The sequence below is a fragment of the Frondihabitans sp. OV104 genome, from assembly GCF_057787745.1.
On record NZ_CM173541.1, the window covers coordinates 3,245,103 to 3,268,133 of the forward strand.

The 23,031-nt window shown below is 70.2% G+C and carries 20 protein-coding genes and 3 tRNA genes; 18 read left to right on the forward strand and 5 right to left on the reverse strand.

What is annotated here, in order from left to right; translation table 11 throughout:
- Window positions 1–5 precede the first annotated feature (5 nt).
- Window positions 6–3,632, forward strand: coding sequence for a bifunctional proline dehydrogenase/L-glutamate gamma-semialdehyde dehydrogenase (locus tag AC3CBB_RS15305; RefSeq protein WP_488625259.1), 3,627 nt, complete (start codon window positions 6–8; stop codon window positions 3,630–3,632).
- A 79-nt stretch (window positions 3,633–3,711) separates the two neighbouring features.
- On the opposite strand, the gene AC3CBB_RS15310 is transcribed toward AC3CBB_RS15305, so the two are convergent.
- Window positions 3,712–4,149 (reverse strand): Lrp/AsnC family transcriptional regulator, encoded by a 438-nt coding sequence (locus AC3CBB_RS15310; RefSeq protein ID WP_123506745.1) that lies wholly within the window; start codon window positions 4,147–4,149, stop codon window positions 3,712–3,714.
- A gap of 187 nt (window positions 4,150–4,336) precedes the next feature.
- On the opposite strand from AC3CBB_RS15310, the gene ddaH reads away from it, so the two are divergent.
- Both ddaH and rocD read left to right on the forward strand, forming a co-directional pair.
- Complete coding sequence (gene ddaH / locus AC3CBB_RS15315) at window positions 4,337–5,128, forward strand: dimethylargininase (RefSeq protein ID WP_123507104.1); 792 nt, start codon at window positions 4,337–4,339, stop codon at window positions 5,126–5,128.
- Window positions 5,125–6,339 (forward strand): ornithine--oxo-acid transaminase, encoded by a 1,215-nt coding sequence (gene rocD / locus AC3CBB_RS15320; protein ID WP_488625260.1) that lies wholly within the window; start codon window positions 5,125–5,127, stop codon window positions 6,337–6,339. Before ddaH ends, rocD begins: the two co-directional genes overlap by 4 nt.
- A 410-nt stretch (window positions 6,340–6,749) precedes the next feature.
- On the opposite strand, the gene AC3CBB_RS15325 is transcribed toward rocD, so the two are convergent.
- The 3 genes from AC3CBB_RS15325 to AC3CBB_RS15335 all read right to left on the reverse strand — a co-directional run bounded on the left by AC3CBB_RS15325 (window position 6,750) and on the right by AC3CBB_RS15335 (window position 7,037).
- Window positions 6,750–6,825, reverse strand: a tRNA-Phe gene (locus AC3CBB_RS15325).
- 1 nt (window position 6,826) lies between these two features.
- Window positions 6,827–6,903, reverse strand: a tRNA-Asp gene (locus AC3CBB_RS15330).
- A gap of 61 nt (window positions 6,904–6,964) precedes the next feature.
- Window positions 6,965–7,037, reverse strand: a tRNA-Glu gene (locus AC3CBB_RS15335).
- Between the two features lie 351 nt (window positions 7,038–7,388).
- On the opposite strand from AC3CBB_RS15335, the gene AC3CBB_RS15340 reads away from it, so the two are divergent.
- On the forward strand, window positions 7,389–8,702 hold the full coding sequence (locus tag AC3CBB_RS15340) for a M23 family metallopeptidase (RefSeq protein WP_123506747.1): 1,314 nt from the start codon (window positions 7,389–7,391) through the stop codon (window positions 8,700–8,702).
- A 58-nt stretch (window positions 8,703–8,760) separates the two neighbouring features.
- Window positions 8,761–10,119, forward strand: coding sequence for a C40 family peptidase (locus AC3CBB_RS15345; protein WP_488625261.1), 1,359 nt, complete (start codon window positions 8,761–8,763; stop codon window positions 10,117–10,119).
- 160 nt (window positions 10,120–10,279) lie between these two features.
- Here the strand turns inward: AC3CBB_RS15345 and AC3CBB_RS15350 are convergent, their stop codons facing one another.
- The gene (locus tag AC3CBB_RS15350; protein ID WP_123506751.1) at window positions 10,280–10,774 is read right to left on the reverse strand and encodes an inorganic diphosphatase; all 495 of its coding nucleotides are present in this window, start codon (window positions 10,772–10,774) and stop codon (window positions 10,280–10,282) included.
- Window positions 10,775–10,829: 55 nt separating this feature from the next.
- Between AC3CBB_RS15350 and tilS the strand changes: the two genes are divergently transcribed.
- The 13 genes from tilS (at window position 10,830) to AC3CBB_RS15415 (ending at window position 22,757) form a co-directional block, all read left to right on the forward strand.
- Window positions 10,830–11,918, forward strand: a complete 1,089-nt coding sequence (tilS, locus tag AC3CBB_RS15355; protein ID WP_488625262.1) for a tRNA lysidine(34) synthetase TilS — start codon at window positions 10,830–10,832, stop codon at window positions 11,916–11,918.
- A 65-nt stretch (window positions 11,919–11,983) separates the two neighbouring features.
- Window positions 11,984–12,535 carry a hypoxanthine phosphoribosyltransferase gene (gene hpt, locus AC3CBB_RS15360; protein ID WP_123506753.1) on the forward strand — a complete coding sequence of 184 codons (552 nt, stop codon included), beginning with the start codon at window positions 11,984–11,986 and terminating at the stop codon, window positions 12,533–12,535.
- 126 nt (window positions 12,536–12,661) lie between these two features.
- The gene (gene ftsH, locus AC3CBB_RS15365; RefSeq protein WP_123506754.1) at window positions 12,662–14,668 is read left to right on the forward strand and encodes an ATP-dependent zinc metalloprotease FtsH; all 2,007 of its coding nucleotides are present in this window, start codon (window positions 12,662–12,664) and stop codon (window positions 14,666–14,668) included.
- Window positions 14,669–14,671: 3 nt separating this feature from the next.
- Complete coding sequence (gene folP / locus AC3CBB_RS15370) at window positions 14,672–16,303, forward strand: dihydropteroate synthase (protein WP_488625263.1); 1,632 nt, start codon at window positions 14,672–14,674, stop codon at window positions 16,301–16,303.
- The gene (folB, locus tag AC3CBB_RS15375) at window positions 16,296–16,658 is read left to right on the forward strand and encodes a dihydroneopterin aldolase (RefSeq protein ID WP_488625264.1); all 363 of its coding nucleotides are present in this window, start codon (window positions 16,296–16,298) and stop codon (window positions 16,656–16,658) included. Before folP ends, folB begins: the two co-directional genes overlap by 8 nt.
- Window positions 16,655–17,206 (forward strand): 2-amino-4-hydroxy-6-hydroxymethyldihydropteridine diphosphokinase, encoded by a 552-nt coding sequence (gene folK / locus AC3CBB_RS15380; RefSeq protein ID WP_488625265.1) that lies wholly within the window; start codon window positions 16,655–16,657, stop codon window positions 17,204–17,206. The genes folB and folK overlap by 4 nt, the downstream gene beginning before the upstream one ends.
- A complete protein-coding gene (locus AC3CBB_RS15385; protein WP_123506757.1) occupies window positions 17,203–17,682 on the forward strand; it encodes a DUF3180 domain-containing protein in 480 nt (159 codons plus the stop codon). Before folK ends, AC3CBB_RS15385 begins: the two co-directional genes overlap by 4 nt.
- Window positions 17,683–17,715: 33 nt before the next feature.
- Window positions 17,716–17,865 carry a hypothetical protein gene (locus AC3CBB_RS15390; protein WP_488625266.1) on the forward strand — a complete coding sequence of 50 codons (150 nt, stop codon included), beginning with the start codon at window positions 17,716–17,718 and terminating at the stop codon, window positions 17,863–17,865.
- Between the two features lie 124 nt (window positions 17,866–17,989).
- A complete protein-coding gene (locus AC3CBB_RS15395) occupies window positions 17,990–18,472 on the forward strand; it encodes a PH domain-containing protein (protein ID WP_123506759.1) in 483 nt (160 codons plus the stop codon).
- Window positions 18,469–20,247, forward strand: coding sequence for a PH domain-containing protein (locus AC3CBB_RS15400; protein WP_488625267.1), 1,779 nt, complete (start codon window positions 18,469–18,471; stop codon window positions 20,245–20,247). The genes AC3CBB_RS15395 and AC3CBB_RS15400 overlap by 4 nt, the downstream gene beginning before the upstream one ends.
- Entirely contained in the window at window positions 20,244–20,996 is a 753-nt protein-coding gene (locus AC3CBB_RS15405; protein WP_488625268.1) for a Rossmann-like and DUF2520 domain-containing protein, read from the forward strand. The genes AC3CBB_RS15400 and AC3CBB_RS15405 overlap by 4 nt, the downstream gene beginning before the upstream one ends.
- A 15-nt stretch (window positions 20,997–21,011) precedes the next feature.
- On the forward strand, window positions 21,012–22,511 hold the full coding sequence (gene lysS / locus AC3CBB_RS15410; protein WP_488625269.1) for a lysine--tRNA ligase: 1,500 nt from the start codon (window positions 21,012–21,014) through the stop codon (window positions 22,509–22,511).
- Between the two features lie 60 nt (window positions 22,512–22,571).
- On the forward strand, window positions 22,572–22,757 hold the full coding sequence (locus AC3CBB_RS15415) for a hypothetical protein (protein ID WP_123506763.1): 186 nt from the start codon (window positions 22,572–22,574) through the stop codon (window positions 22,755–22,757).
- Window positions 22,758–23,031: the final 274 nt, after the last annotated feature.

Here is a 23,031-nt window from a genome sequence, read left to right on the forward strand (position 1 = left end):
GAAGCATGTCCGACCCCCTCCCCGCAGACCTCGCGACCGAGACTGTCGAGACGGTGCGCCGGTGGCTCGACGAGTCGGCCGGGGCCAAGGTCTCGCCGGCGGCGGCCCGCCTGGCCGGGGTCCTGCGCGACCCCGAGGGCCTCGCCTTCACGCTCGGCTTCGTCGACCGCGTGGTGCGGCCGGAGGACATCCGGGTGGCGGGGCGCAGCCTGGAGGAGCTCAGTCACGGGATCCCCAAGTTCCTGCCCTGGTATCTGCGATCGGCCATCGCCGCGGGCGGGAGCCTCGCGCCGGGAGCGCCGTGGCCGACGGTGCCGATGGCGCGCCGGGCGCTGCGCCGCATGGTCGAGCACCTGATCGTCGACGCGACCCCCGCCAAGCTCGGCGCGAGCCTGGCGAAGCTGCGGGCCGACGGGTCGCGCCTCAACCTGAACCTGCTCGGGGAGGCGGTGCTGGGCGACGCCGAGTCGGATCGCCGTCTCGCCGGCACCCGCGAGCTGCTGTCGCGCGACGACGTCGACTACGTGTCGATCAAGGTCAGCGCCGTGGCCAGCCAGCTCTCGCTCTGGGGCTTCGAGGAGACGAGCGACCGTCTGGTCGAGCGCCTGCGTCCGCTGTACGAGCTGGCGGCGTCGAGCGCCGGGACGAAGTTCATCAACCTCGACATGGAGGAGTACCACGACCTCGATCTGACCATCGACGTGTTCACGAGGATCCTCGACGACCCCGAGATGCTCGAGCTCGAGGCGGGGATCGTGCTGCAGGCCTACCTGCCCGACTCGATGGGGGCGCTCCAGCTGCTGACCGAGTGGTCGCGGGCGCGAGTGCTGCGCGGTGGTGCGCCGATCAAGATCCGCATCGTCAAGGGCGCCAACCTCGCGATGGAACGCGTCGACGCCGCCCTGCACGGCTGGCCGCTGGCGACCTGGGGGTCGAAGGTCGAGACCGACACGAACTACAAGCGGCTGCTGGGCTGGGCGCTGACGCCCGACAACGCTTCCGTCGTCAAGATCGGCATCGCCGGCCACAACCTCTTCGACGTCGCCTACGCGTGGAACCTCGCGAAGCGACGCATGATCACCAACCGCGTCGACTTCGAGATGCTGCTCGGCATGGCCACCGCGCAGGCGGCCGTCGTGCGCGCCGACGTCGGCCAGCTCCTGCTCTACACGCCTGTCGTGCACCCCCGCGAGTTCGACTCCGCGATCAGCTACCTCGTGCGCCGTCTCGAGGAGAACTCGTCGAGCGAGAACTTCCTGTCGGGCGCCTTCGAGCTCGCCGACGACCCCGAGGTGTTCGACCGCGAGAAGGAGCGGTTCCTCGCCTCGGTCGCCGCGCTCGACGACCGCACGCCGCGGCCCAACCGCCGGCAGGACAGATCGCGCCGCCTGTCGTCGGCCCCGGTCACCAGCGACTTCGGCAACGAGCCCGACACCGACCCGGCCATCGAGGCCAACCGGGCGTGGGGCCGCAAGATCCTGACGCGCGCCGCGACCAGCCATCTCGGCGTCGAGACGATCGATGAGGCCCTCGTCGACGATGCCGGTGCCCTCGAGGGCACCGTGGCCGCCGTCGTCCAGGCGGGCGTGAAGTGGGGCCGCGAGGACCCCGCCACCCGCGCCGAGCTTCTCGACCTCGTCGGCATCGCGCTCGCCGTGCACCGCGGCGAGCTGATCGAGGTGATGGCGTCCGAGACCGGCAAGACCATCGCCGAGGGCGACCCCGAGGTCAGCGAGGCGATCGACTTCGCCCACTACTACGCCGACCAGGCGCGCGAGCTGGCCCGCGTGGAGGGCGCCGAGCCGGTGCCCCCGCGCCTGACGGTCGTCGCCCCGCCGTGGAACTTCCCCGTCTCCATCCCCGTCGGGGGAGTGCTCGGCGCGCTCGCGGCGGGCAGCGGCGTCATCCTGAAGCCGGCGCCCCAGGCACGCCGCACGGCTGCGGTCGTCGCCGAGATCCTCTGGAAGGCGGGTGTGCCGAAGTCGCTGCTCGCCCTCATCGACCTCGACGAGCAGCACCTCGGCCGGTCGCTCATCGCCCACCCGGCCGTCGACCGCGTCGTGCTGACCGGCGCGTTCGAGACGGCCCGGGCCTTCCGCTCCTGGCGCCCCGACCTCCCGCTCTTCGCCGAGACGAGCGGCAAGAACGCCATCGTCGTCACGCCGAGCGCCGACCTCGACCTGGCCGTCGCCGACGTCGTCGCCAGCGCCTTCGGGCATGCCGGGCAGAAGTGCTCGGCGGCGTCGCTCGTCATCGCCGTCGGCTCGGTGGGCGAGAGCGAGCGGTTCACGCGCCAGCTCGTCGACGCCGCGGCCAGCATGAAGGTCGGCTACCCCGACGTGCCGACGACGCGCATGGGCCCGCTCATCGACCCGCCCGGGGGCAGGCTCGAGCGCGGCCTCCGCTCGCTGGGCGACGGCGAGAGCTGGCTGCTGAAGCCCGAGCCGGCCGACGACACCGACGTTCTCTGGAAGCCCGGCATCCGCGCGGGCGTGCAGCCCGGCTCGGAGTTCCACCTCACCGAGTACTTCGGCCCGGTGCTCGGCATCATGCACGCCGAGACGCTCGAGCAGGCCATCGAGTGGCAGAACGCGGTCGACTACGGCCTGACGGCCGGCCTCCACTCGCTCGACCCCGACGAGATCGCCCTGTGGTCGTCGCGGGTCGAGGCCGGCAACCTCTACGTGAACCGCACGACGACGGGTGCGGTCGTGCGGCGCCAGCCGTTCGGCGGCTGGAAGCGCTCGACCGTCGGCACCGGCACCAAGGCCGGCGGCCCGAACTACGTCACGACGCTCTCGGGCTGGCGCCGCTCCACCCGCGAGCCCGTCGCATCGCTCAGCCTCGAAGGGGTTCCCGAGGTCGGGGTCCGCCTGATCGAGGCGACTCGAGGCGTGCTGTCGTTCGAGGAGTTCGACTTCGTCCGTGCCGGCAGCGCCTCCGATCTGCGCGCCTGGCTCGACCTCTACGCGCGGTCGACCGACGTCTCGGGCCTCGGAGTCGAGCGCAACGAGTTCCGTTACCTGCCCGTGCCGGTGATCCTGCGCCTGTCGACCGACGGCCGCATGGCCGACCTGATCCGCCTGATCTGCGCCGCGGCCCTGGCCGGCGCCCCGCTCTCGATCAGCTCGGCCGCACCCCTGCCGTCGACCCTGGTGCAGCTCCTCCGTGCCGAGGGCGCGCCCGTCCGGGTCGACGACATCACCGTCGAGAACGAGGGGCTCTGGCTGGCCCGCGCCGCTGCGGGTCTTCTCCAAGGAGCGCAGGAACTCCCCGTCGTCGACGACCTCGCCCTCATCGAGCGAGCGACCCAAGACACGAGCCACCTCCAGCTCGGTCTGCAGAACACCGTCGCGCTCGACCGTGCCGCCCTGCTCCTGGCGGATCCCACGACCCGTCTCGACGGCCCCGGCCCCGAGACGTACCGGGCTCTGCGGATTCGAACGGTCGGCGGCGACCCCGTCGCGCTCGCCCGAGCCGTCGGAGGCAGCCCCGACGTGGCGATCCACGCCCGCGAGGTCACCGAGTCGGGGCGCTTGGAGCTCCTGCCCTTCTTGAAGGAGCAGGCCGTCTCCCTCACCGCCCACCGATTCGGCAACCCGGTGCCGGAGCTCGCGCGGCTGCGGTTCTGAGCCGCTGCTCGGGCGGGTCGTGGTCGGCTCGGGCGCGTCTCCCGGGACGCGCCCGAACCGACCATCGCCCGCCGATCGGCTAGGCCGGCTGGCGGTTGATCAGCTTGCTGAGCACGATCGCGCTTCGCGTGTGATCGACGTTGGGCGCGTTGCGGACGCGCTCAAGCGCGCCCTCGAGGCTCGGGATGTCGCGCGAGCGCATGTGCACGATCGCGTCGGCGCTTCCCGTGACGGTCCCGGCGTCGACGACCTCGGGCACCGTGCTCAGGATGCGCTGGAGCTCGGCGGGCGAGACTGTTCCCCTGCAGAAGAGCTCGACGTATGCCTCGGTCGCAAGACCGTCGACTGCGGGGTCGACCTGCACCGTGAATCCGCGGATGACTCCTTCGCCGACCATCCTGTCGACGCGCCGCTTCACGGCGGAGGCGCTCAGGCCGACGACGGCGCCGATGTCGCCGTAGCCTGCGCGGGCGTTCTGGCGGAGGAGGTCGATGATGCTGAAGTCGAGGTTGTCCACGCCAGGCACTGTAGCGGTCTTTTCTTGCGCCGTTTTTCGCAGAGTGCAAGAAAAGAGCGTGCAATGCCTGCCCAATGCGCGATCGTCGTGTGAAACTGGCTCCGTGAGCATCGCTGAGTCGTCAAACGACACCGACCCCAACCAGGCCTCCTTCCCCACGCGCGTCGCGTCCCACCGCACGATCCTCATGTGCCGGCCGTCGCACTTCACGGTCAGCTACCGGATCAACCCGTGGATGCACCCCGAGGACCCCACCGACACCTCGAAGGCCGTCGCCCAGTGGCAGACGCTCTACGACACCTACGTCGGCCTCGGCTTCGACGTGCAGCTCATCGACCCGATCGACGGACTGCCCGACATGGTGTACTCGGCCAACGGCGGCTTCGTGCTCGACGGCAAGGCCTACGGCGCGAGCTTCACCTACCCCGAGCGCCAGCCCGAGGGGCCCGCCTACATGGACTGGTTCGCCGACAACGGCTTCGACGTGAAGGTGCCCGAGCAGATCAACGAGGGCGAGGGCGACTTCCTCCTCGTCGGCGACGTGATCCTCGCCGGCACCGGCTTCCGCAGCGACTCCACCTCGCACGAGGAGATCGCCGGCATCTTCGGCCGCGAGGTCATCACCCTCAAGCTCATCAACCCGAGCTTCTACCACCTCGACACCGCCATCGCCGTGCTCGACCCGGTGCCGGTCGACGGCCACAGCAACATCGCCTACCTCGAGAGCGCCTTCGATGAGCCCTCGCTGGAGATCCTGCGCGCGCGCTACCCCGACGCGATCATCGTGTCGGAGGAGGACGCCGCCATCCTCGGCCTCAACTCGTACAGCGACGGCTACAACGTCGTCATCGCCGCTCGCGCCACCGGCTTCGAGAAGCAGCTGCGCGAGCGCGGCTACAACCCCATCGGCGTCGATCTCTCCGAGCTCCTGCTCGGCGGCGGCGGCGTGAAGTGCTGCACGCTCGAGCTGCGACGATGACCACGACCTCGGCGACCACGGCCGCGATCGCCGTCGAGGAGCACGCGCTCGCCCACAACTACCACCCGCTGTCCGTCGTGGTCGCGACCGCCGAGGGCGCCTGGGTCACCGACGTCGACGGCAAGCGCTACCTCGACTGCCTCGCCGCCTACTCGGCGGTCAACTTCGGCCACTCGAACCCGCGCCTGATCGCTGCCGCCAAGGCGCAGCTCGACCGGGTCACCCTGACCAGCCGCGCGTTCCACAACGACCAGCTCGGTCCGTTCGCCGACGCCCTGGCGACCCTGCTCGGCAAGGAGATGGTCCTCCCGATGAACACCGGGGCCGAGGCCGTCGAGTCGGCCATCAAGGTGGCCCGCGCCTGGGGCTACCGCGTCAAGGGCGTGCCGGAGGGCCGTGCGAAGATCATCGTGATGGACGGCAACTTCCACGGCCGGACGACGACGATCATCAGCTTCTCGAACGACCCCGAGGCACGGGCCGACTTCGGCCCCTACACGCCCGGCTTCACGTCGGTGCCCTACGGCGACATCGACGCCGTCGCAGCCGCGATCGACGACGACACGGTCGCCGTGCTCGTCGAGCCCATCCAGGGCGAGGCCGGAGTCGTCGTGCCGCCGGCCGAGTTCCTGCCCGCTCTCCGTGCGCTCGCGACGGACCGCGGCGTGCTCATGATCGCCGACGAGATCCAGTCGGGGCTGGGGCGGACCGGGTCGACGGTCAGCTGCGATCTGGTGGGCGTAGTTCCTGATCTCTATCTTCTGGGTAAGGCGCTCGGCGGCGGCATCGTGCCCGTCAGCGCCGTGGTCGGCGACGCCTCGGTGCTCGGCGTGCTGCGCCCCGGTGAGCACGGCTCGACGTTCGGCGGCAACCCGCTCGCCGCGGCTGTGGGCCTCGAGGTCGTCTCGATGCTGTCGACGGGGGAGTTCCAGGAGCGCGCGTCGGTGCTCGGGGCGCACCTGCGGTCGTCGCTCGAGGCCCTGATCGGGTCGGGCGTCGTCGAGGTGCGCGGCGCGGGGCTGTGGGCCGGCATCGACATCGACCCCGCTCTCGCGTCGGGTCGCGCCGTGTGCGAGGCGCTCATGGAGCGCGGCGTGCTGGCCAAGGACACCCACGGGTCGACGATCCGTCTGGCGCCGCCGCTCGTCGTCACGGCCGAAGAGCTCGACTGGGCTGTCGAGCAGCTGCGGGCGGTGCTCGCCTCGTTCTGAGGCGCGTGGCGGGCACGACCTTAGGGCGCGGCCGTGGTGCGCGGCCTTCGGGCACGGCCGTGAGGTGCGACCTGTGGGTGCGGCCTTGGGGTGCGACTTCGTGTCTGAGAAGCGAGGGGCCAGCCGTACCCAGCCCCTCGCTCTGACATACAGCATACACGCCTGAGGTATGAATGCCTCATCTGCGCGCGCTCTGCGTGTCCTTGTGAAATCTGCGTGTCCTTGCGAAAGGAGGCGGCGTCGCCTCGCAAGGACAAGCGACACGGCTTGAGCGCGCCACAAGGAACTCGGCGCCTAGTGCGTCCTCCGCAAAGGACGCGTCGCCGAAAGCTCCTTGCGAATCCCACCGCAGACGCGAACAAGGGCCCCACCTCGCGGTGGGGCCCCTCTCACGTTGGCTGGATGTGTTCTGGTGGCTGGACGCGGCATCGATCCGCGGACCTTTCGATTTTCAGTCGAACGCTCTACCAACTGAGCTACCCAGCCATGGCGACCCTGACCGGACTTGAACCGGCGACCTCCGCCGTGACAGGGCGGCGCGCTAACCAACTGCGCTACAGGGCCAAACTTTTTACTTGTTGTACCATCTTACTTGCCTTGCGACTGTCGTGAGACAAACACAGGGTGACCCCAACGGGATTCGAACCCGTGCTGCCGCCGTGAAAGGGCGGTGTCCTAGGCCACTAAACGATGGGGCCGTGAAAAGCGTGAAGGCGTTCCAGCAACCGAGGGACAAGCATACGGATGACCGGGCGGATTGCAAAATCGGCGCCGTGGGGCTGAGAAAACGCCCTCTTCCTCTCCCCAATTGAGGGGTCACCACGTTATCCCCAGATCCGCCACTCCGCCTCGGTGAATCCCCGGAAACCCTTGTCACCATTACGTTCAAGCTGTTCTTGAGGCTTTTCGACGGGAAGCCTCTGGCCGGACTGCCACGCCGCCGAGGGTTTCTCGACCCTTGGGGGCGAGGCGGCGCGTTGCTACTGTTACTCGTGTTAACGGTGTGACCAAGCCATCCGGCCGCAACCGTGACGACGATTCGGGATCTCATGCACCTCTTCTTCCGCTCCGGCAGCGCCGCGCCCTCGACCAGGGCCGCAGGCGCCCCTCGGTCGCGCGCCCGCGCACTCCGTCGCTCCCGGGTGGCCGTCGCGATGACCTTGGCCGGCGCCGTGATGACGGCGGGGGTCGTCCTCGGCACCCCGCTCGAGGCCAGCGCCGCGTCGAAGTACCCGACCTGGCACGACGTCCAGGTCGCCGCGAACAACCAGACCGTGAAGGCCCGTGAGGTCACTGCGATCCAGAAGCTGCTCGTCTCGCTCGAGGCCGACGTCAAGTCGAAGAACGAGATCGCCGCGAAGAAGGGCACCGAGCTGCAGGAGGCCCAGCTCGCCTACGACAAGCAGGAGAACGAGAAGGCCAAGCTCCAGGCCAAGGCCGACCAGGCCGACCGTGTCGCCAAGGCGAGCGAGACCCGCGCCGGCCAGCTCGCCGCGCAGCTCGGCCGCTCGGGATCGAACAACATCTCCTCCGACCTGATCGCGAACCCGGGGTCGGCGAGCAACCTGCTCTACAAGCTCGGCGCGATGAGCAAGCTGACCGAGCAGGCGAACGGCATCTACGCCCAGGCAGTCCAAGACCGAAACGCCGCGCAGGGCCTCACCGATCAGGCGGCCGTCGCCGCCAAGGCGCTGAACGCCCTGAAGGTGAAAGCCGCGTCCGCCCTCGAGGACGCCACGTCGGCCGCCGCCGCAGCGCAGGCGGCCCAGCAGGAGCAGGCCGGCAACGCCACTCGTCTCCAGGCGCAGCTCACGGCCATCAAGGCCAAGCGCGTGCTCACCCAGGCGAAGTACAACAAGGGCGAGAAGATCCGCAAGGAGCGCGCCGCAGCCGCGTTGCGCCGCCAGCAGGAGGCCGCCGCCAAGGCGAGCGGCGCCACGGGAGTCGCCAACAACCAGGGCTGGACCAGGCCCGCCGGCGGCTACATCACCAGCGGATTCGGCATGCGCGTCGACCCGGTCACCGGCGTCTACACGCTGCACGCCGGCACCGACCTCGGCGCCGCCTGCGGCTCCAACATCTACGCCGCGCACTCGGGCACCGTCGTCTACGCCGGCCCCTACGGCGGCTACGGCAACTTCGTCCTGATCGACAACGGCTCCGGCATCTCGACCGGCTACGGCCACATCGTCGACGGCGGCATCCACGTGGCTGTCGGCCAGACGGTCACCGTCGGCCAGATCGTCGCGCAGGTCGGCTCGACCGGCTGGTCGACCGGCTGCCACCTCCACTTCGAGACGCGCGTCGGCGGCGTCGCGCAAGACGCAGTCCCCTTCATGTCGGCACGAGGAGTGACCCTGTAATGAGTACCCGCACACCCCAGGTCTCCGCTCTGTGACGCCCCGGCGCCGCACACTGGGTGTGCTTCTCGTTCTCTGCGTCTCCACGGGCGTCATCGCGTCGTCCGCGATCGGTCTCGCCGCGCCCGCCTCAGCCTCCCCGTACCCGTCGTGGTCAGAGGTGCAGGCCGCCAAGAAGAACCAGGCGAAGGCCGCCAAGGCCATCTCCGAGCTCGACGACGCGATCACCACGTTGCAGCAGCGCGCAGGATCAGCCAACGACAGCGCGTCCGGCGCAGGCGAGCGCTATCAGGTCGCCGTGCTCGCCGAGCAGGACGCCCAGTCGACGCTCGCCGGCCTTCAGAAGAAGAAGGCCAAGGCGGCGGCCAGTGCCGAGAAGTCGCGCCAGGAGGTCGGCCAGCTCGTCGCGGAGCTCTCCCACACGGGCGGCGGCCAGCTCACGGTGACGATGCTCACCGAGTCCGACAAGGCGTCCGACCTGCTCTACCAGCTCGGCACGATGTCGAACCTGACGTCGCGCACCAGCGGCCTTCTCGATCAGGCCCGCCAGGACGAGAAGGTCGCGTCGTCGCTCGCCGACCAGGCGTCGGCCGCCAAGAAGGCGCTCGCGGCGAAGACCAAGGCCGCGTCCGACGCGCTGGCCACGGCGAACGACCTCGCGGCCACAGCCGCGGCGGCCGTGGCGACGCAGCAGAAGAGCCAAGACCAGCTGATCAAGCAGGTCGCGTACCTCAAGGGCACGACTGCCGCCGTCGAGAAGAAGTACTACGAGGGGCAGGCTGTCGGAACGATCGCCGACATCTCGCCGTCGGCACCGGCGGCCAGCACCGGTTCGGGCAGCACCGGTTCGGGCGCTACGGGTTCAGGCAGCGGCGGCTCGTCGTCGGGCGGCTCCTCGAGCCCCGCCCCGTCGCCGTCGAAGTCGACCAGCCCGGCGCCCGCCCCCTCGCCGAGCAGATCGACCGCGCCGGCACCCACCCCGAGCAAGTCGCCGACTCCGGCGCCTGCTCCCGCGCCGGCCCCGGCCCCCTCGACCGGAACCCCGGCGGCCGTCACGACGGCGATGAACTTCGCCAAGGCGCAGCTCGGCAAGACCTACGTGTGGGGCGGTGCCGGCCCGAACGTGTGGGACTGCTCGGGCCTGATGATGGGCTCCTACAACGCGGCCGGCGTCTACATCGGCGGCCACTCGGTGCGCTGGCAGTACGACTACCTGAACGGCCAGGGTCGGCTCGTGTCGATCTCGTCGATGAAGCTCGGCGACATCCTCTTCTACTACAACGGCACCGACGGGATGTACCACGACGCCATGTACGTCGGCAACGGCCAGATGCTCGAGGCGCCGAACCCGAACGCCAAGGTCAGGATCGTCGCGGTGCGCTACTTCCAGCTGTACGCCGTGGGCCGCCCCGTCGGCTGAGCCCCCTGGTCGCGATGCCCGTCCTGGCACCGGGCCTTCGTGCGAGCCTCGGCCGCCCTCCAGCGCGACGGCGATCGCGAGATCCTGCCCCGAAGACAGCTCTGGCGGTGCGGCCCCGAGGGGTGCACCGCCAGAGCGGGTGGCATCTCAGCCAGGAGGGTCAGTGCCCGCCCTCTTCGTCGAACTTCACGAAGCCGGCCTGCACGATGGCCTCGGCCTCGGCGGCGTCGCCCCAGCCGTCGGCCTTGACCCACTTGTTGGGCTCGAGGTCTTTGTAGCGCTCGAAGAAGTGGCCGATCTCGGCCTTGGTCTGGTCGTCGACGTCGTCGATGTCCTGGATGTGCGCCCAGCGCGGGTCTTTCGCCGGCACGACGAGGACCTTGGCGTCCGAGCCCGCCTCGTCGCTCATGTTGAAGACGCCGACCGGGCGCACCGAGACGCCGACGCCCGGGTAGACGGGGTACTCGAGCAGCACGAGAGCGTCGACGGGGTCGCCGTCGAGGCCGAGCGTGTTCTCGAAGTAGCCGTAGTCGGTCGGGTAGACGAACGAGGTGAAGAGCACGCGGTCGAGGTACACGCGGCCGGTCTCGTGGTCGACCTCGTACTTGTTGCGGCTTCCTTTGGGGATTTCTACGACGACGTCATACGAGGCCATGTGTGCTCCTTGGTAAGTGTGAAAGGCGAAGGCACGCCTTCGATAACGTTACAAGGTGCCGCCGAGACCTCGCCTGACCCCCGCCATCGCCGACGTGCGCCGTGCCGTCCGCGACGTCCTCGCCTCCCTCGAGATCACTGGGGCGCCGGAACTGCGGTCCCCCGCCGAAGCCGACGTCCTCGTCGCGCTCAGCGGCGGCCCCGACTCCCTCGCCCTGGCCGCGGCGACCGCGTTCGAGGCTCCCCGCGTCGGGTCGTCGAGCCGGGAGCGCGGCGCGGCCGGCAGCGACTTCGACCTCGGCGGAGGCCTCCGGGCCGGCGCGGTCGTCGTCGACCACGGCCTGCAGCCGGGGTCGGCCGACGTCGCCGCTGCCGCCGCCGCACAGGCCGAGGCGCTGGGTCTGGCACCGGTGATCGTGGTCCGCGTCGAGGTCGGCACCGAGGGCGGCCCCGAGGCGGCTGCCCGAGCAGCTCGCTACGCGGCACTGGAGCAAGCCGCCCGTGACACCGGTGCTCGCGGCGTGCTGCTCGGCCACACCCTCGACGACCAGGCCGAGACCGTCCTGCTCGGCCTCGCCCGCGGATCCGGCCCGTCGAGCCTCTCCGGCATGGAGTCCCGCAGCGGACTCTGGCTGCGCCCCCTCCTCGGCCTGCGCCGCAGCGCCACCGAGGGGTTCTGCGCCGACTCGGGCCTCGCGCCGTGGCACGACCCGCAGAACGACGACCCGGCCTTCACCCGGGTGCGCGTGCGCCGCACCCTCCTCCCGCTTCTCGAGCAGGAACTCGGCCCCGGCGTCGTCGAGGCCCTCGGCCGCACGGCCGACCAGCTCCGCGAGGACTCCGCCGCCCTCGACCACTTCGCCGAGGAGCAGGCCGAAGACCTCGCCGACCACGCCGAGGCCGGCATCTCGCTCACCGTCTCGGGGCTCGCCGCGAACCCGCCCGCCCTGCGCCAGCGGCTCATCCGGCTGGCCGTCGAGGGGGAGTTCGCGATCTCGCTCAGCCGCTCGCAGACGCTCGAGGTGGCCCGCCTCGTGACCGATTGGCACGGGCAGGGCGCCGTCCACCTGCCGGGCGTTACAGTGGTGAGGCGCGGCGGGGTCCTCCATTTCGAGGCCGCTGCGGGCGGCGCCACAAGCGACTGACCGACCCGCACCCGCGCTTTTCGACCGTCTGACCCCCCACGACGAAAGCACGACGAGAACACGCCATGGACACCAGCGACATCGAGGGCGACCTCTCCTCCATCCTCCTCACCGAGGAGCAGATCCACGCCAAGATCGCGGAGGTGGCGAGACAGGTCGAGATCGACTACGCCGGCCGCGAGCCCCTGCTGGTCGGCGTGCTGAAGGGAGCGGTCATGGTCATGGCCGACTTCGCGCGCGAGCTGCGCATCGCCGCCCCCATGGACTGGATGGCCGTCTCGTCGTACGGGTCGGGCACCAAGTCGTCGGGCGTCGTCCGCATCCTCAAAGACCTCGACGCCGATCTGCACGGGCGCGACGTGATCATCGTCGAGGACATCATCGACTCGGGTCTGACCCTCTCCTGGCTCCTCGCCAACCTCCGCGGCCGCGGTGCCGCGTCGGTCGAGATCTTCGCCCTGCTCCGCAAGCCGGAGGCCGCCGCCGTGGAGGTGGACGTCAAGTACGCGGGCTTCGACATCCCGAACGAGTTCGTCGTCGGCTACGGCCTCGACTACGCCGAGAAGTACCGCAACCTGCGGGCCATCGGGATCCTCGCACCGCACGTCTACTCGTAGCGGCGGGGGTCGGCAAGACCCCGAGTGCGCGCACGGCGAACACCCATACGCCTGCAAGGTGAGGCGATGTAACCTTCAACTCACGTTCTTTCCTGCAGAAAGGTGTCGGGCGCCCCCCGGATCTCTATGGACTTCAAGCGCTTGCTCCGCGGCCCTTACCTCTACGTGCTCCTCGCACTCATCGGTATCGCTGTCGCCTGGAGCCTCATCAACGCATCCGGCACGACCAAGATCACCACTCAGCAGGGGCTCGAAGACCTCTCGAGCGGCAAGGTGGCGGCCGCCCAGATCTACAGCAACGAGCAGCGCGTCGACCTCACGCTGAACGACAAGTCGACGGCGCAGTTCTACTACGCCACAGATCGAGGCGACGCCGTGGTGTCCGCAGTCACGGATGCCAAGCTCGCCTCGGGCGACAACGGCGGCTACAACGACGTCGTCACGCAGTCGAACTTCTTCGTCTCGCTCCTCGGCGTGCTCCTGCCCTTCCTCATCATCGGAGCGCTGTTCTGGTTCCTGCTGTCGAGCATGCAGGGCGGCGGCAGCAAGGTCATGCAGTTCGGCAAGTCCCGCGCGAAGCTGAACAACAAGGAGACCCCGCAGGTCTCGTTCAGCGACGTCGCCGGTGCCGACGAGGCCATCGAGGAGCTCGAAGAGATCAAGGACTTTCTCAAGGAGCCCGCCAAGTTCCAGGCCGTCGGCGCCCGCATCCCGAAGGGCGTGCTGCTGTACGGCCCTCCCGGCACCGGCAAGACCCTGCTGGCCCGCGCCGTCGCCGGCGAGGCCGGAGTGCCCTTCTTCTCGATCTCCGGTTCCGACTTCGTCGAGATGTTCGTCGGCGTGGGCGCGAGCCGCGTCCGCGACCTCTTCGAGCAGGCCAAGCAGAACAGCCCGGCCATCATCTTCATCGACGAGATCGATGCCGTCGGCCGCCACCGCGGCGCCGGCATCGGCGGTGGCAACGACGAGCGCGAGCAGACCCTCAACCAGCTCCTGGTCGAGATGGACGGCTTCGACGTCAAGACCAACGTCATCCTCATCGCGGCGACCAACCGCCCCGACGTGCTCGACCCCGCACTCCTGCGTCCCGGTCGCTTCGACCGTCAGATCGGCGTCGACGCTCCCGGTCTCGAGGGCCGCAAGCAGATCCTCGAGGTGCACGGCAAGGGAAAGCCGCTCTCGGCCAACGTCAACCTCGAGGTCCTCGCCCGCAAGACGCCTGGCTTCACCGGTGCCGACCTGGCGAACGTCCTCAACGAGGCCGCGCTCCTCACGGCCCGCAGCAACGCGCAGCTCATCGACAACCGCGCTCTCGACGAGGCGGTGGACCGCGTCATGGCCGGTCCGCAGCGTCGCAGCCGCGTGATGAACGACTCCGAGAAGCTCATCACCGCCTACCACGAGGGCGGCCACGCCCTGGCCGCGGCCGCTATGCGCCACACCGATCCGGTCACCAAGATCACGATCCTCCCGCGCGGTCGCGCCCTCGGCTACACGATGGTGCTTCCTCTCGAAGACAAGTACTCGGTCACCCGCAACGAGCTTCTCGACCAGCTCTCGTACGCCATGGGTGGCCGCGTCGCCGAGGAGATCGTGTTCCACGACCCGACCACCGGCGCCTCGAACGACATCGAGAAGGCCACGGCGACCGCTCGCAAGATGGTCACCGAGTACGGCATGAGCACCAAGGTCGGCTCGGTCAAGCTCGGCACCGTCGGCGGCGAGATGATGATGGGCCGCGACGGCGGAGACCGCGACTACTCGGAGAAGATCGCCGAGACGGTCGATGCCGAGGTGCGGATCCTGCTCGAGCAGGCGCACGACGAGGCGTGGGCGGTCATCAACGACAACCGCGACATCCTCGACAGGCTCGCCACGCTGCTCCTCGAGAAAGAGACCCTCGACCACGACGAGCTCGCCGAGATCTTCAAGGATGTCAAGAAGCTCCCGGAGCGCCCCGAGTGGCTGTCGAGCTCGAAGCGCCCCTCGTCGAATCTCCCCGCGGTCAAGATCCCGTCGCGCATCCCCGTCGACGCCGGCGCCGTCGACGGCGGAGTCGACTCCGAGCCCACCTCGAAGCCGTCGCTCCGCAAGCGTCCTCCGCGTACCACTCCCGGCATCGCTCCCGCCTAGGCCGTGAGCGACCTCACTCCCAGGGAGGCCGCTCGGGCTGCGCATCGCGCGCCCGCAGAGCCCGACCAGGCGTCAGCCACGTCGCTCGACCTCGATCCCGAGGTCGAGCAGACGTGGCTGCGCCCGCGTGGGCGCGACCGGTACCCCGGTGCGACCCCCTGGACCCCGTCGCCTCCCCCCGGCTCAGGCGATCCCGCTGATGCCACCGACACGGCGACCCGCGTGGAGCCCGTCGCGTCGCCCCGCGCGGCGTCGTCGGCGGTGTCTCGCCGGTCGTCCGAGCCCTTCGCTCCCGACGCGCCCCGCTCCCGTGGTCGTCGCGCCAGCCCGAACCTCGACCCCGAGGCTCTAGCCGCAGAGCGCCTCGCCTCCGATCGCGCCACCGTCGCGGCCCAGGGCGAGGCGCTTCGCCGCGTCGCCCAGTCGCGGATGGAGCAGCACCGGGCGGCGCACACGGCCAGTGCGCCGAGCCCCGCTGCGTCTGCCGCGCCGAGCCCCGAGTCGGAGGCAGTGCGCCCGCGGGCCTCGTTCAACGGCGAGGTGCAGCACGTGCCGCAGCCCACGGCACACGGGGAGCCGGTGGCCGAGTCGGCGACGACCACTGCCGCCCGAGCGGCGGCGGCCCCCGAGCGGCGGCTGATCGCGGGCGGCGTGTACTCCGAGCCGCTTCGGGCGCCCGAGGCGGCGGCCGGTCTCGCCGGGGGAGTCGGGGTGCGGATCGAGCCCGGAGTTCCTGCGCCCGAGAGCGACTCGTCGTACATCGATGTCGCCACCCGCGCCATCACCGTGGTCCGCGAGGCCGCGCCGACGCCGACCCCCGCGGCGCCTGCCCGCACGCTGATCATGGGGATCCTCAACGTCACGCTCGACTCGTTCAGCGACGGCGGCCGGTACGCCCGCTTCGACGACGCCATCGCCCACGCGCGCTCGCTGGTCGCCGACGGAGCAGACATCATCGACGTCGGCGGCGAGTCGACCCGGCCCGGCGCACCCCGCGTGGATGTCCACGAGGAGCAGCGTCGCGTCGTCCCGGTGATCCGCGAGCTGGTAGCGCTCGGCTACCGCGTCAGCGTCGACACGATGAACGCCGCCACCGCCTTCGCTGCTGTCTCGGCCGGAGCCGACATCATCAACGACGTCTCGGGCGGGCTCGCCGACCCCAACATGGCGCAGGTCGTCGCCGACACCGACCGCACCTACGTGGCCATGCACTGGCGCGGGCACTCCGACGTGATGAACTCCCGCGCCACCTACTCGAACGCGATCGCCGAGGTGAAGGCCGAGCTGTTCCAGCGCGTCGCCGAGCTCGTCGTGCAGGGCGTGGAGCCCGACCGCCTCGTCATCGACCCGGGTCTCGGCTTCGCCAAGCTCGCGGAGCACAACTGGCAGCTGCTCGGGCACCTGCACGAGCTCTCCGAGATCGGACTCCCGATCCTCGTCGCCGCGTCGCGCAAGCGCTTCCTCGGCGGGCTGCTGCCCGAAGAGGCCGGCGTTCGCGAGCGCGACCCCGCGACCGCCGTCATCTCGGCCCTCAGCGCCCAGGCCGGCGCCTGGGGCGTTCGAGTGCACGACGTCGCATCCACCCGCGCCTCCCTCGACGTCTGGGAAGCGTGGCAGAAAGGCAGCCGTGGTTGACCAGCTCACATTGACCGGCGTGAAGGCGACGGGCCATCACGGAGTCTTCGACTTCGAGCGCGAGAACGGCCAGGAGTTCCTGGTCGACGTGATCGTCGACATCGACGCCGTGCGTTCCGCGACCTCGGGGGATCTCGACGCGACCGTGCACTACGGCGTGCTCGCCGAAGAGATCGTCCGCGACATCGAGACCGACCCGGTCGACCTCATCGAGACGCTCGCGGAGCGCATCGCGGCCACCGTGCTGTCGCACCCGGCGGCCCTCCGCACCAGCGTCACGGTCCACAAGCCGCAGGCGCCGATCACCGTGCCGTTCACGGACGTGTCGATCACGATCGACCGGGGTCGCTCGTGACCCGGGCCGTGATCGCGCTCGGCTCGAACCTCGGGCGCAGCGACGCGATCCTGCGTGCCGCCGTCAAGGAGATCGGCTTCGTCGACGGCACCCGGGTCGTCGCGGCCTCGGCCCCGGTCGAGTCCGTGGCGCTGACGGTCGACGGGCTGGACGAGTCGAAGCCCCTCTATCTGAACGGCGCCGCGATCGTCGAGACGTCGCTCGAGCCCCTCGCCCTGCTCGACGAGCTCAACCGGATCGAAGACGAGCTCGGGCGAGTCCGCCTCGAGCGCTGGGGCAACCGCACCCTCGACCTTGACCTCGTCGTCTTCGGCGACGTGGAGCTCGACACCCCGCGGCTGACTCTGCCGCATCCGCGCGCTCACGAGAGGTCGTTCGTGCTGGAGCCCTGGGCGCAGATCCAGCCCGACGCCGTGCTTCCGGGTCACGGTCCGATCGCGTCGCTGCTGGCGCGGCTCGAGGATGAAGTCGCGCACGTCGACGGCGCCACCGTGCTGACGGCGCCGCCAGCCCCTGTCGCGCTCTCCTCGCACGGGGGCAAAGCATGAAGCGCACCCGCGTCTCGACCATCGTGTCGTTCCTCGTCGTCGCGGTCGTGGCAGGCTTCGCGTTCGACGCGGCCCTTGCCGCGACGCTGCACCCCGTCGCCGTGCCGTCGATCACACTCGGTCTGGCGCTGCTCGCCATCGCCGCCATCGTCATCTCGCTCGCCGTGCCGGTCTTCCGCGTCGCCCGCGGCCGCACGCACGAGCCGATCGACGCCTACTACGCGACCCGGGTCGTGCTGATCGCGAAGGCGTCGAGCCTGGCCGGCGCCCTGTTCGGCGGATTCGTCGGCGGCATGCTCGTCTACATGCTCACTCGCGGCGTCAGCGTCGCCGCCGGCTCGCTGGTGCCCATGGTGGTCTCGGTCGTGGGCGGCGTCGTGCTTCTGGCGGCGGGACTGGTCGGGGAGTACATGTGCACTGTTCCGCCCGACGATGACGACAAGAACCGCGGCGGCGGTCTGCAGCAGCGCATCTGACCCTCTGCGCGCCGGGCCTACGGCGTTCTCGCGGTGGCCGTGCTGGCCGGGCTCATCCTGCTCGTCGTGGGGGTGGCGACCGACGCCGCTTTCACGAGAACGCTCGGCTACCTGCTCGCCGTCTGCTCGGCTGGCACCGGGGTCTTCACCTTCCTCCGCGAGCGACGTCGCCCTCGAGGCTGAGCGTCGGAAACGGGTTGCGCGGCACCCCGTCAGGCGACCCGAAGGGGACGATCACCCGGCGACGGTCGGCGGCAGGCGGTAGCGTTCCGAGGTGAACCGCCGTCCGACCAGCTCAGGAGCCCCCGTGACCGACCGCCTCGACCTCGACGGTGCCTCGTGGACCGGCATCAGCCCCAAGTACAAGTGGCCCGAGATGGTCAGCTACGCGCTGAGCGGCCTCGTCGTCGCCGCGCTCAGCGCTCTCACCTGGCTCGCGGGCGAGTGGTGGGGCTACGCCCTGACCGCCGTGATCGTCGTCGTCACAATCCTCGTCGTCGCGTTCACGCCCCGCCGCGTCCGCGCCATCGGCTACCAGCTGCGCGACGACGACCTCCTGGTGCGCCGCGGCATCCTCTTCTTGCGCTTCGTCGCCGTCCCGTACGGCCGCATGCAGCTGATCGACGTCAACCGCGGCCCGGTCGTCCGCGCGCTGGGCCTGAGCGACCTCAAGTTCGTCACGGCGGCCGCCGCGTCGGCGGTCACGATCCCGGGTGTCCCCGCCGACGATGCTGAGCGCCTCCGCGACCGCCTGGTCGAGCTGGCCGAGTCGCGGCGGGCCGGCCTGTGAGCTGGACTCCCGGCGGCGACTTCACGCCCCCCAAAGACTTCCGCGCGCAGGAACCCGCCCCGCCGTCGTCCACCGACTTCACCGACGGCGAGTGGCACCGACTCCACCCCGCCACCCCGCTGCTCAAGGGCGGCATCGTCTTCGTGGTGATCCTGGGCATCTTCATCAACAACGCCCGCGAGCAGCTGATCGGCTTCTTCATCCCGGGCCCCGACGGCAACCGGGGAGGCCGGGGCGATGACGGCGACCCCGTGGGCTACGCCGTCGGCCACGGACTGATCGGGTTCGTGGTGCTCGGCATCGTCGCCCTGCTGGTGATCATCATCGCCATCTTCTACGTCTCCTGGCGGGTCAACACCTTCCGCGTCACCGCCGACACGGTCGAGGTGCGCAGCGGCATCCTGTTCCGCACGAACCGCCGCGCCCGCCTCGACCGGATCCAGGGCATCAACATCGAACGCCGGCTGCTGGCGCGGATCTTCGGCGCCGCGAAGCTCGAGATCAGCCAGGCCGGTCACGATGCGAACGTGCCGCTGGCCTATCTCCGCTCGGCATCGGCCGACGCCGTGCGGTCCGAGATCCTGCGCCGGGCAAGCGGAACGCGCGAGGCCGAGAAGGGCGAGCCAGGCCAGCACCAGGGCACCGGCGTCATCGAGAAGCGGCTCAACGAGTTCCTCGCCGAGCCGCTGGGGGAGGGGCAGACCGAGCCGCAGTCCGTCGTCAAGATGCACCCAGGGCGTCTCGTCGGGTCGGCGATCCTGAGCCCGTTCACGCTCTTCCTCGCCGCCGTGATCGCGGCCGTGATCATCAGCATCGCGACGACGGGCCAGTACGTGCTGCTGGTCGTGTTCTTCCCGACGATCCTGGGCTCGTTCAGCTACTACTCGCGCCGCGTCGTGAAGTCGCTCCGCTACTCGATCGCCTCGACTCGCGACGGCATCCGCATCGGCTGGGGCCTCCTGTCGACGAGCAATGAGACTCTGCCACCGGGCCGGATCCACTCCATCCGCCTCAGTCAGCCGCTCGCCTGGCGGCCCTTCGGCTGGTGGGAGGTCAAGATCAACGTCGCCTCGCACTCGTCGGCCAAGGGCGCCGACAACCAGGCGAACACGACGATCCTGCCGGTCGGCTCGGCTGACGACGTGACGCGCGTGCTCGGGCTCGTGCTGCCGGAGCTCGTCGGGCTCACCGCCGCCGACGTGGCCGCTGAGGACGCCCTCGCTCGCGGCGAGACCACGGCCGACGAGGTCGCCGCCGGGTCGCCGCAGCGGGCCGTCGAGGAGAGCACGCGCACCCTGTCGCTGATCGAGGCCGGCATGACGTCGTCGGGCACGGAGGGCGGCTTCACCGTGTCGCCCCGGCGCGCGGCCGTGCTGCGCTGGTTCTCCTGGCGGCGCAACGGCTTCCGCGAAGCACCGGGAGCCGTCCTGCTGCGCAAGGGCGCGATCTGGAGGGAGCTGATCGTGGTGCCCCTGCCCCGACTGCAGAGCGTCGGCGTGCGTCAGGGGCCGATCCTGCGTCGCCTTCGCCTCGCCTCGCTCGAGTTCCACACCGTCCAGGGCCCCATCACGGCGAACGTCGGCGCGCTCGACCAAGGCGACGCACGCGACTTCTTCAGCAAGGCCGCCGCCGATGCCGTCGCGGCCGCCAAGGCCGACCGCACGCACCGGTGGCTCGAGACGCAGGTGGCACCGGGTGCCGGTGAGCCGCAGGCGGACGACGCGACGGCGTTCCCTGCTCCTGACGCCTCGACCCGTCTCGGAGACGACCGATGACCCCCGCCCAGCGGCCCAGCGGCCGCCTCGGCGTCGGGATCATCGGCGCCGGTCACGTGGGGCCCGTCCTGGGCGCGGCCCTTGCCGCGGCGGGCCACGCCGTCGTGGGCATCTCGGCGGTCTCGGAGCGCAGCCATGACCGCGCCGACGCGATCCTGCCGGGCGTTCCGATCCTGCCGGTGCACGAGATCGTCGAGCGCAGCGAGCTCGTCCTGATCGCCGTGCCCGAGGACCAGCTCGAGGGCCTCGTCACCGGGCTCGCCTCGACGAACGCCTGGCAGGCCGGCCAGCTCGTCGTGCACACCTCGCCGGTGCACGGGCTGTCGGTGCTCGATCCTGCCCGGGCTGCCGGCGCGATCCCGCTGGCGATCCACCCCGCGCTGCAGTTCACCGGCACCACGATCGACCTGGTGCGCCTCCGCGACGCCTACTGCGCCGTCACCGCGCCCGGCCCCGTGCTGCCCATCGGCCAGGCCCTCGTCGTCGAGATGGGCGCCGAGCCCGTCGTGATCGACGACGCCGACCGCCCGCGGTACGCCGAGGCCGTCGAGACCGCGACGACCTTCTCGGCCGCCATCGTGTCGCAGTCCGTCGGCATCCTGAAAGAGCTCGGCCTCGAAGAGCCCGGCCGCGTCATCGCGCCCCTCGTCCGCTCGGCGATGGACCGCGCCCTGGGAACGGCAGACGCCACCGTCGGCCCCGGTACCATCGAGATGCCGTCGTTCGACGACGACGACCCCCTCGCCTGACACCTGGAGCACCAATTGACTGACGCCCCCATCGAGCCCGAGCTGACCGACGAAGAGGTCTTCGAGCAGAAGGCGGTCCGCCTCGAGAAGCGACTGCGGCTCATCGAGTCGGGCGACGAGGCGTACCCGGTCGGCGTCCCGATCACCACGACGATCGCCGCGACCCGCGCGAGGTACGAGTCGATCGAGACCGACACCGCGACCGGCGACGTCGTCGGCCTCGCCGGGCGCGTCGTGCACTTCCGCATCGGCGGCAAGCTCTGCTTCGCCGCGCTCCAGTCGGGCGACGGCTCGCGCATCCAGGTGATGGTCTCGCTGGCCGAGGTCGGCGACGAGTCGCTGGCGCGCTGGAAGTCGATGGTCGACCTGGGCGACCACGTGTTCGTGTCGGGCGAGGTTATCTCGTCGCGCCGCGGAGAGCTCTCGATCCTCGTGAAGGACTGGAAGATCGCGGCCAAGGCGATCCTGCCCCTGCCGAACCTCCACTCCGAGCTGAGCGAAGAGACCCGGGTGCGCAGCCGCTACCTCGACCTGATCGTGCGCGAGCAGGCCCGCACGACGGTGCGCACGCGCGCGGCCGTCATGAAGTCGCTGCGATCGACGTTCGACGGCCACGAGTTCCTCGAGGTCGAGACCCCGATGCTCCAGACCATGCACGGCGGCGCGTCGGCCCGACCGTTCGAGACGCACTCCAACGCCTTCGACACCGAGCTCTACCTGCGCATCGCGCCCGAGCTGTACCTCAAGCGCGCGGCCGTCGGCGGCATCGAGCGGGTGTTCGAGATCAACAGGAACTTCCGGAACGAGGGTGCCGACTCGACTCACTCGCCGGAGTTCGCCATGGTCGAGGCCTACCAGGCCTACGGCGACTACAACCAGATCGCCGACCTGACGCAGGAGCTTATCCAGAACGCCGCGCTCGCCGTCGCCGGGTCGCACGTCGTGACCTGGGCCGACGGCACCGAGTTCGATCTCGGCGGCGACTGGGATCGCATCTCGATGTACGAGTCTCTCAGCGAGGCTGCCGGTACGCGGATCACCGTCGACACCCCGTTCGGCGAGCTGCAGGCCATGGCCTCCGACCTCGGCATCACTGTCGCGCAGGAGACCCACGGAAAGCTCGTCGAAGAGCTCTGGGAGCACTTCGTCAAGGGCGGCCTCGACAGGCCGACGTTCGTGATGGACTTCCCGCTCGACACGTCGCCGCTCGTCCGCGCGCACCGCAGCAAGCCGGGCGTCGTCGAGAAGTGGGACCTCTACGTCCGCGGCTTCGAGCTGGCCACGGGCTACTCGGAGCTCGTCGACCCGGTCGTGCAGCGCGAGCGGTTCGTCGAGCAGGCCAAGCTGGCCGCGCTCGGCGACGTCGAGGCCATGCGCCTCGACGAGGACTTCCTGAAGGCGCTCGAGCACGGGATGCCGCCGACCGGTGGCATGGGCATGGGCGTGGACCGCCTGCTCATGGCGATCACGGGCCTGGGCATCCGCGAGACCATCCTGTTCCCCCTCGTCAAGTAGGCCTCGCGCTCGTCGAGCGATGCCAGCTCGCGGGCGTCACGAGTGACGTACCCTTGGAGGGTGCCTCACTCTCTGATCGGCGGGATCGTCTTCTCCGTCACCCCGACCATCCTCGTCGGGCTGATCTTCTGGTTCGCCATGCGCGCGATCTTCCGTGCCGACAAGTCGGAGCGTGCCGTGTACTCCGAGATCGAGGCCGAGGAGCGCGCACGCGCCGAAGCCGAAGAGGCTGCCGGCCGCGCCTGATCCGCTGACTCTCGAACGCCCCCGCCCTCGTGCGGGGGCGTTTTCGCGTCTGTTCGTCCCCCGTGGTGAGGTCCGTCGTACACGTCTCGGAAACGCTTCGTTAAGACTGGACGTACCCCGTTACGTGAAATCGGGGTGCAGAAACCCTCAATGATCAAGGGATCTGCTGGTAGAGCCGTACCCCAGGCCAGAGTCGCGCCGCCTACACCCGCCGATGCTCCTCTGTCAAAAGATCAGCCCTCGCGTACCCCGTAACGCCCTTTTTCCTGTGAGC

Bases quoted from the DNA above. Each gene is read 5' to 3' on its own strand.
- AC3CBB_RS15305 (WP_488625259.1), top strand. From the start codon at position 6: ATGTCCGACCCCCTCCCCGCAGACCTCGCGACCGAGACTGTCGAGACG.
- ddaH (WP_123507104.1), top strand. From the start codon at position 4,337: ATGTGCCGGCCGTCGCACTTCACGGTCAGCTACCGGATCAACCCGTGG.
- rocD (WP_488625260.1), top strand. From the start codon at position 5,125: ATGACCACGACCTCGGCGACCACGGCCGCGATCGCCGTCGAGGAGCAC.
- AC3CBB_RS15340 (WP_123506747.1), top strand. From the start codon at position 7,389: ATGCACCTCTTCTTCCGCTCCGGCAGCGCCGCGCCCTCGACCAGGGCC.
- AC3CBB_RS15350 (WP_123506751.1), bottom strand. From the start codon at position 10,774: ATGGCCTCGTATGACGTCGTCGTAGAAATCCCCAAAGGAAGCCGCAAC.
- hpt (WP_123506753.1), top strand. From the start codon at position 11,984: ATGGACACCAGCGACATCGAGGGCGACCTCTCCTCCATCCTCCTCACC.
- ftsH (WP_123506754.1), top strand. From the start codon at position 12,662: ATGGACTTCAAGCGCTTGCTCCGCGGCCCTTACCTCTACGTGCTCCTC.
- AC3CBB_RS15385 (WP_123506757.1), top strand. From the start codon at position 17,203: ATGAAGCGCACCCGCGTCTCGACCATCGTGTCGTTCCTCGTCGTCGCG.
- AC3CBB_RS15405 (WP_488625268.1), top strand. From the start codon at position 20,244: ATGACCCCCGCCCAGCGGCCCAGCGGCCGCCTCGGCGTCGGGATCATC.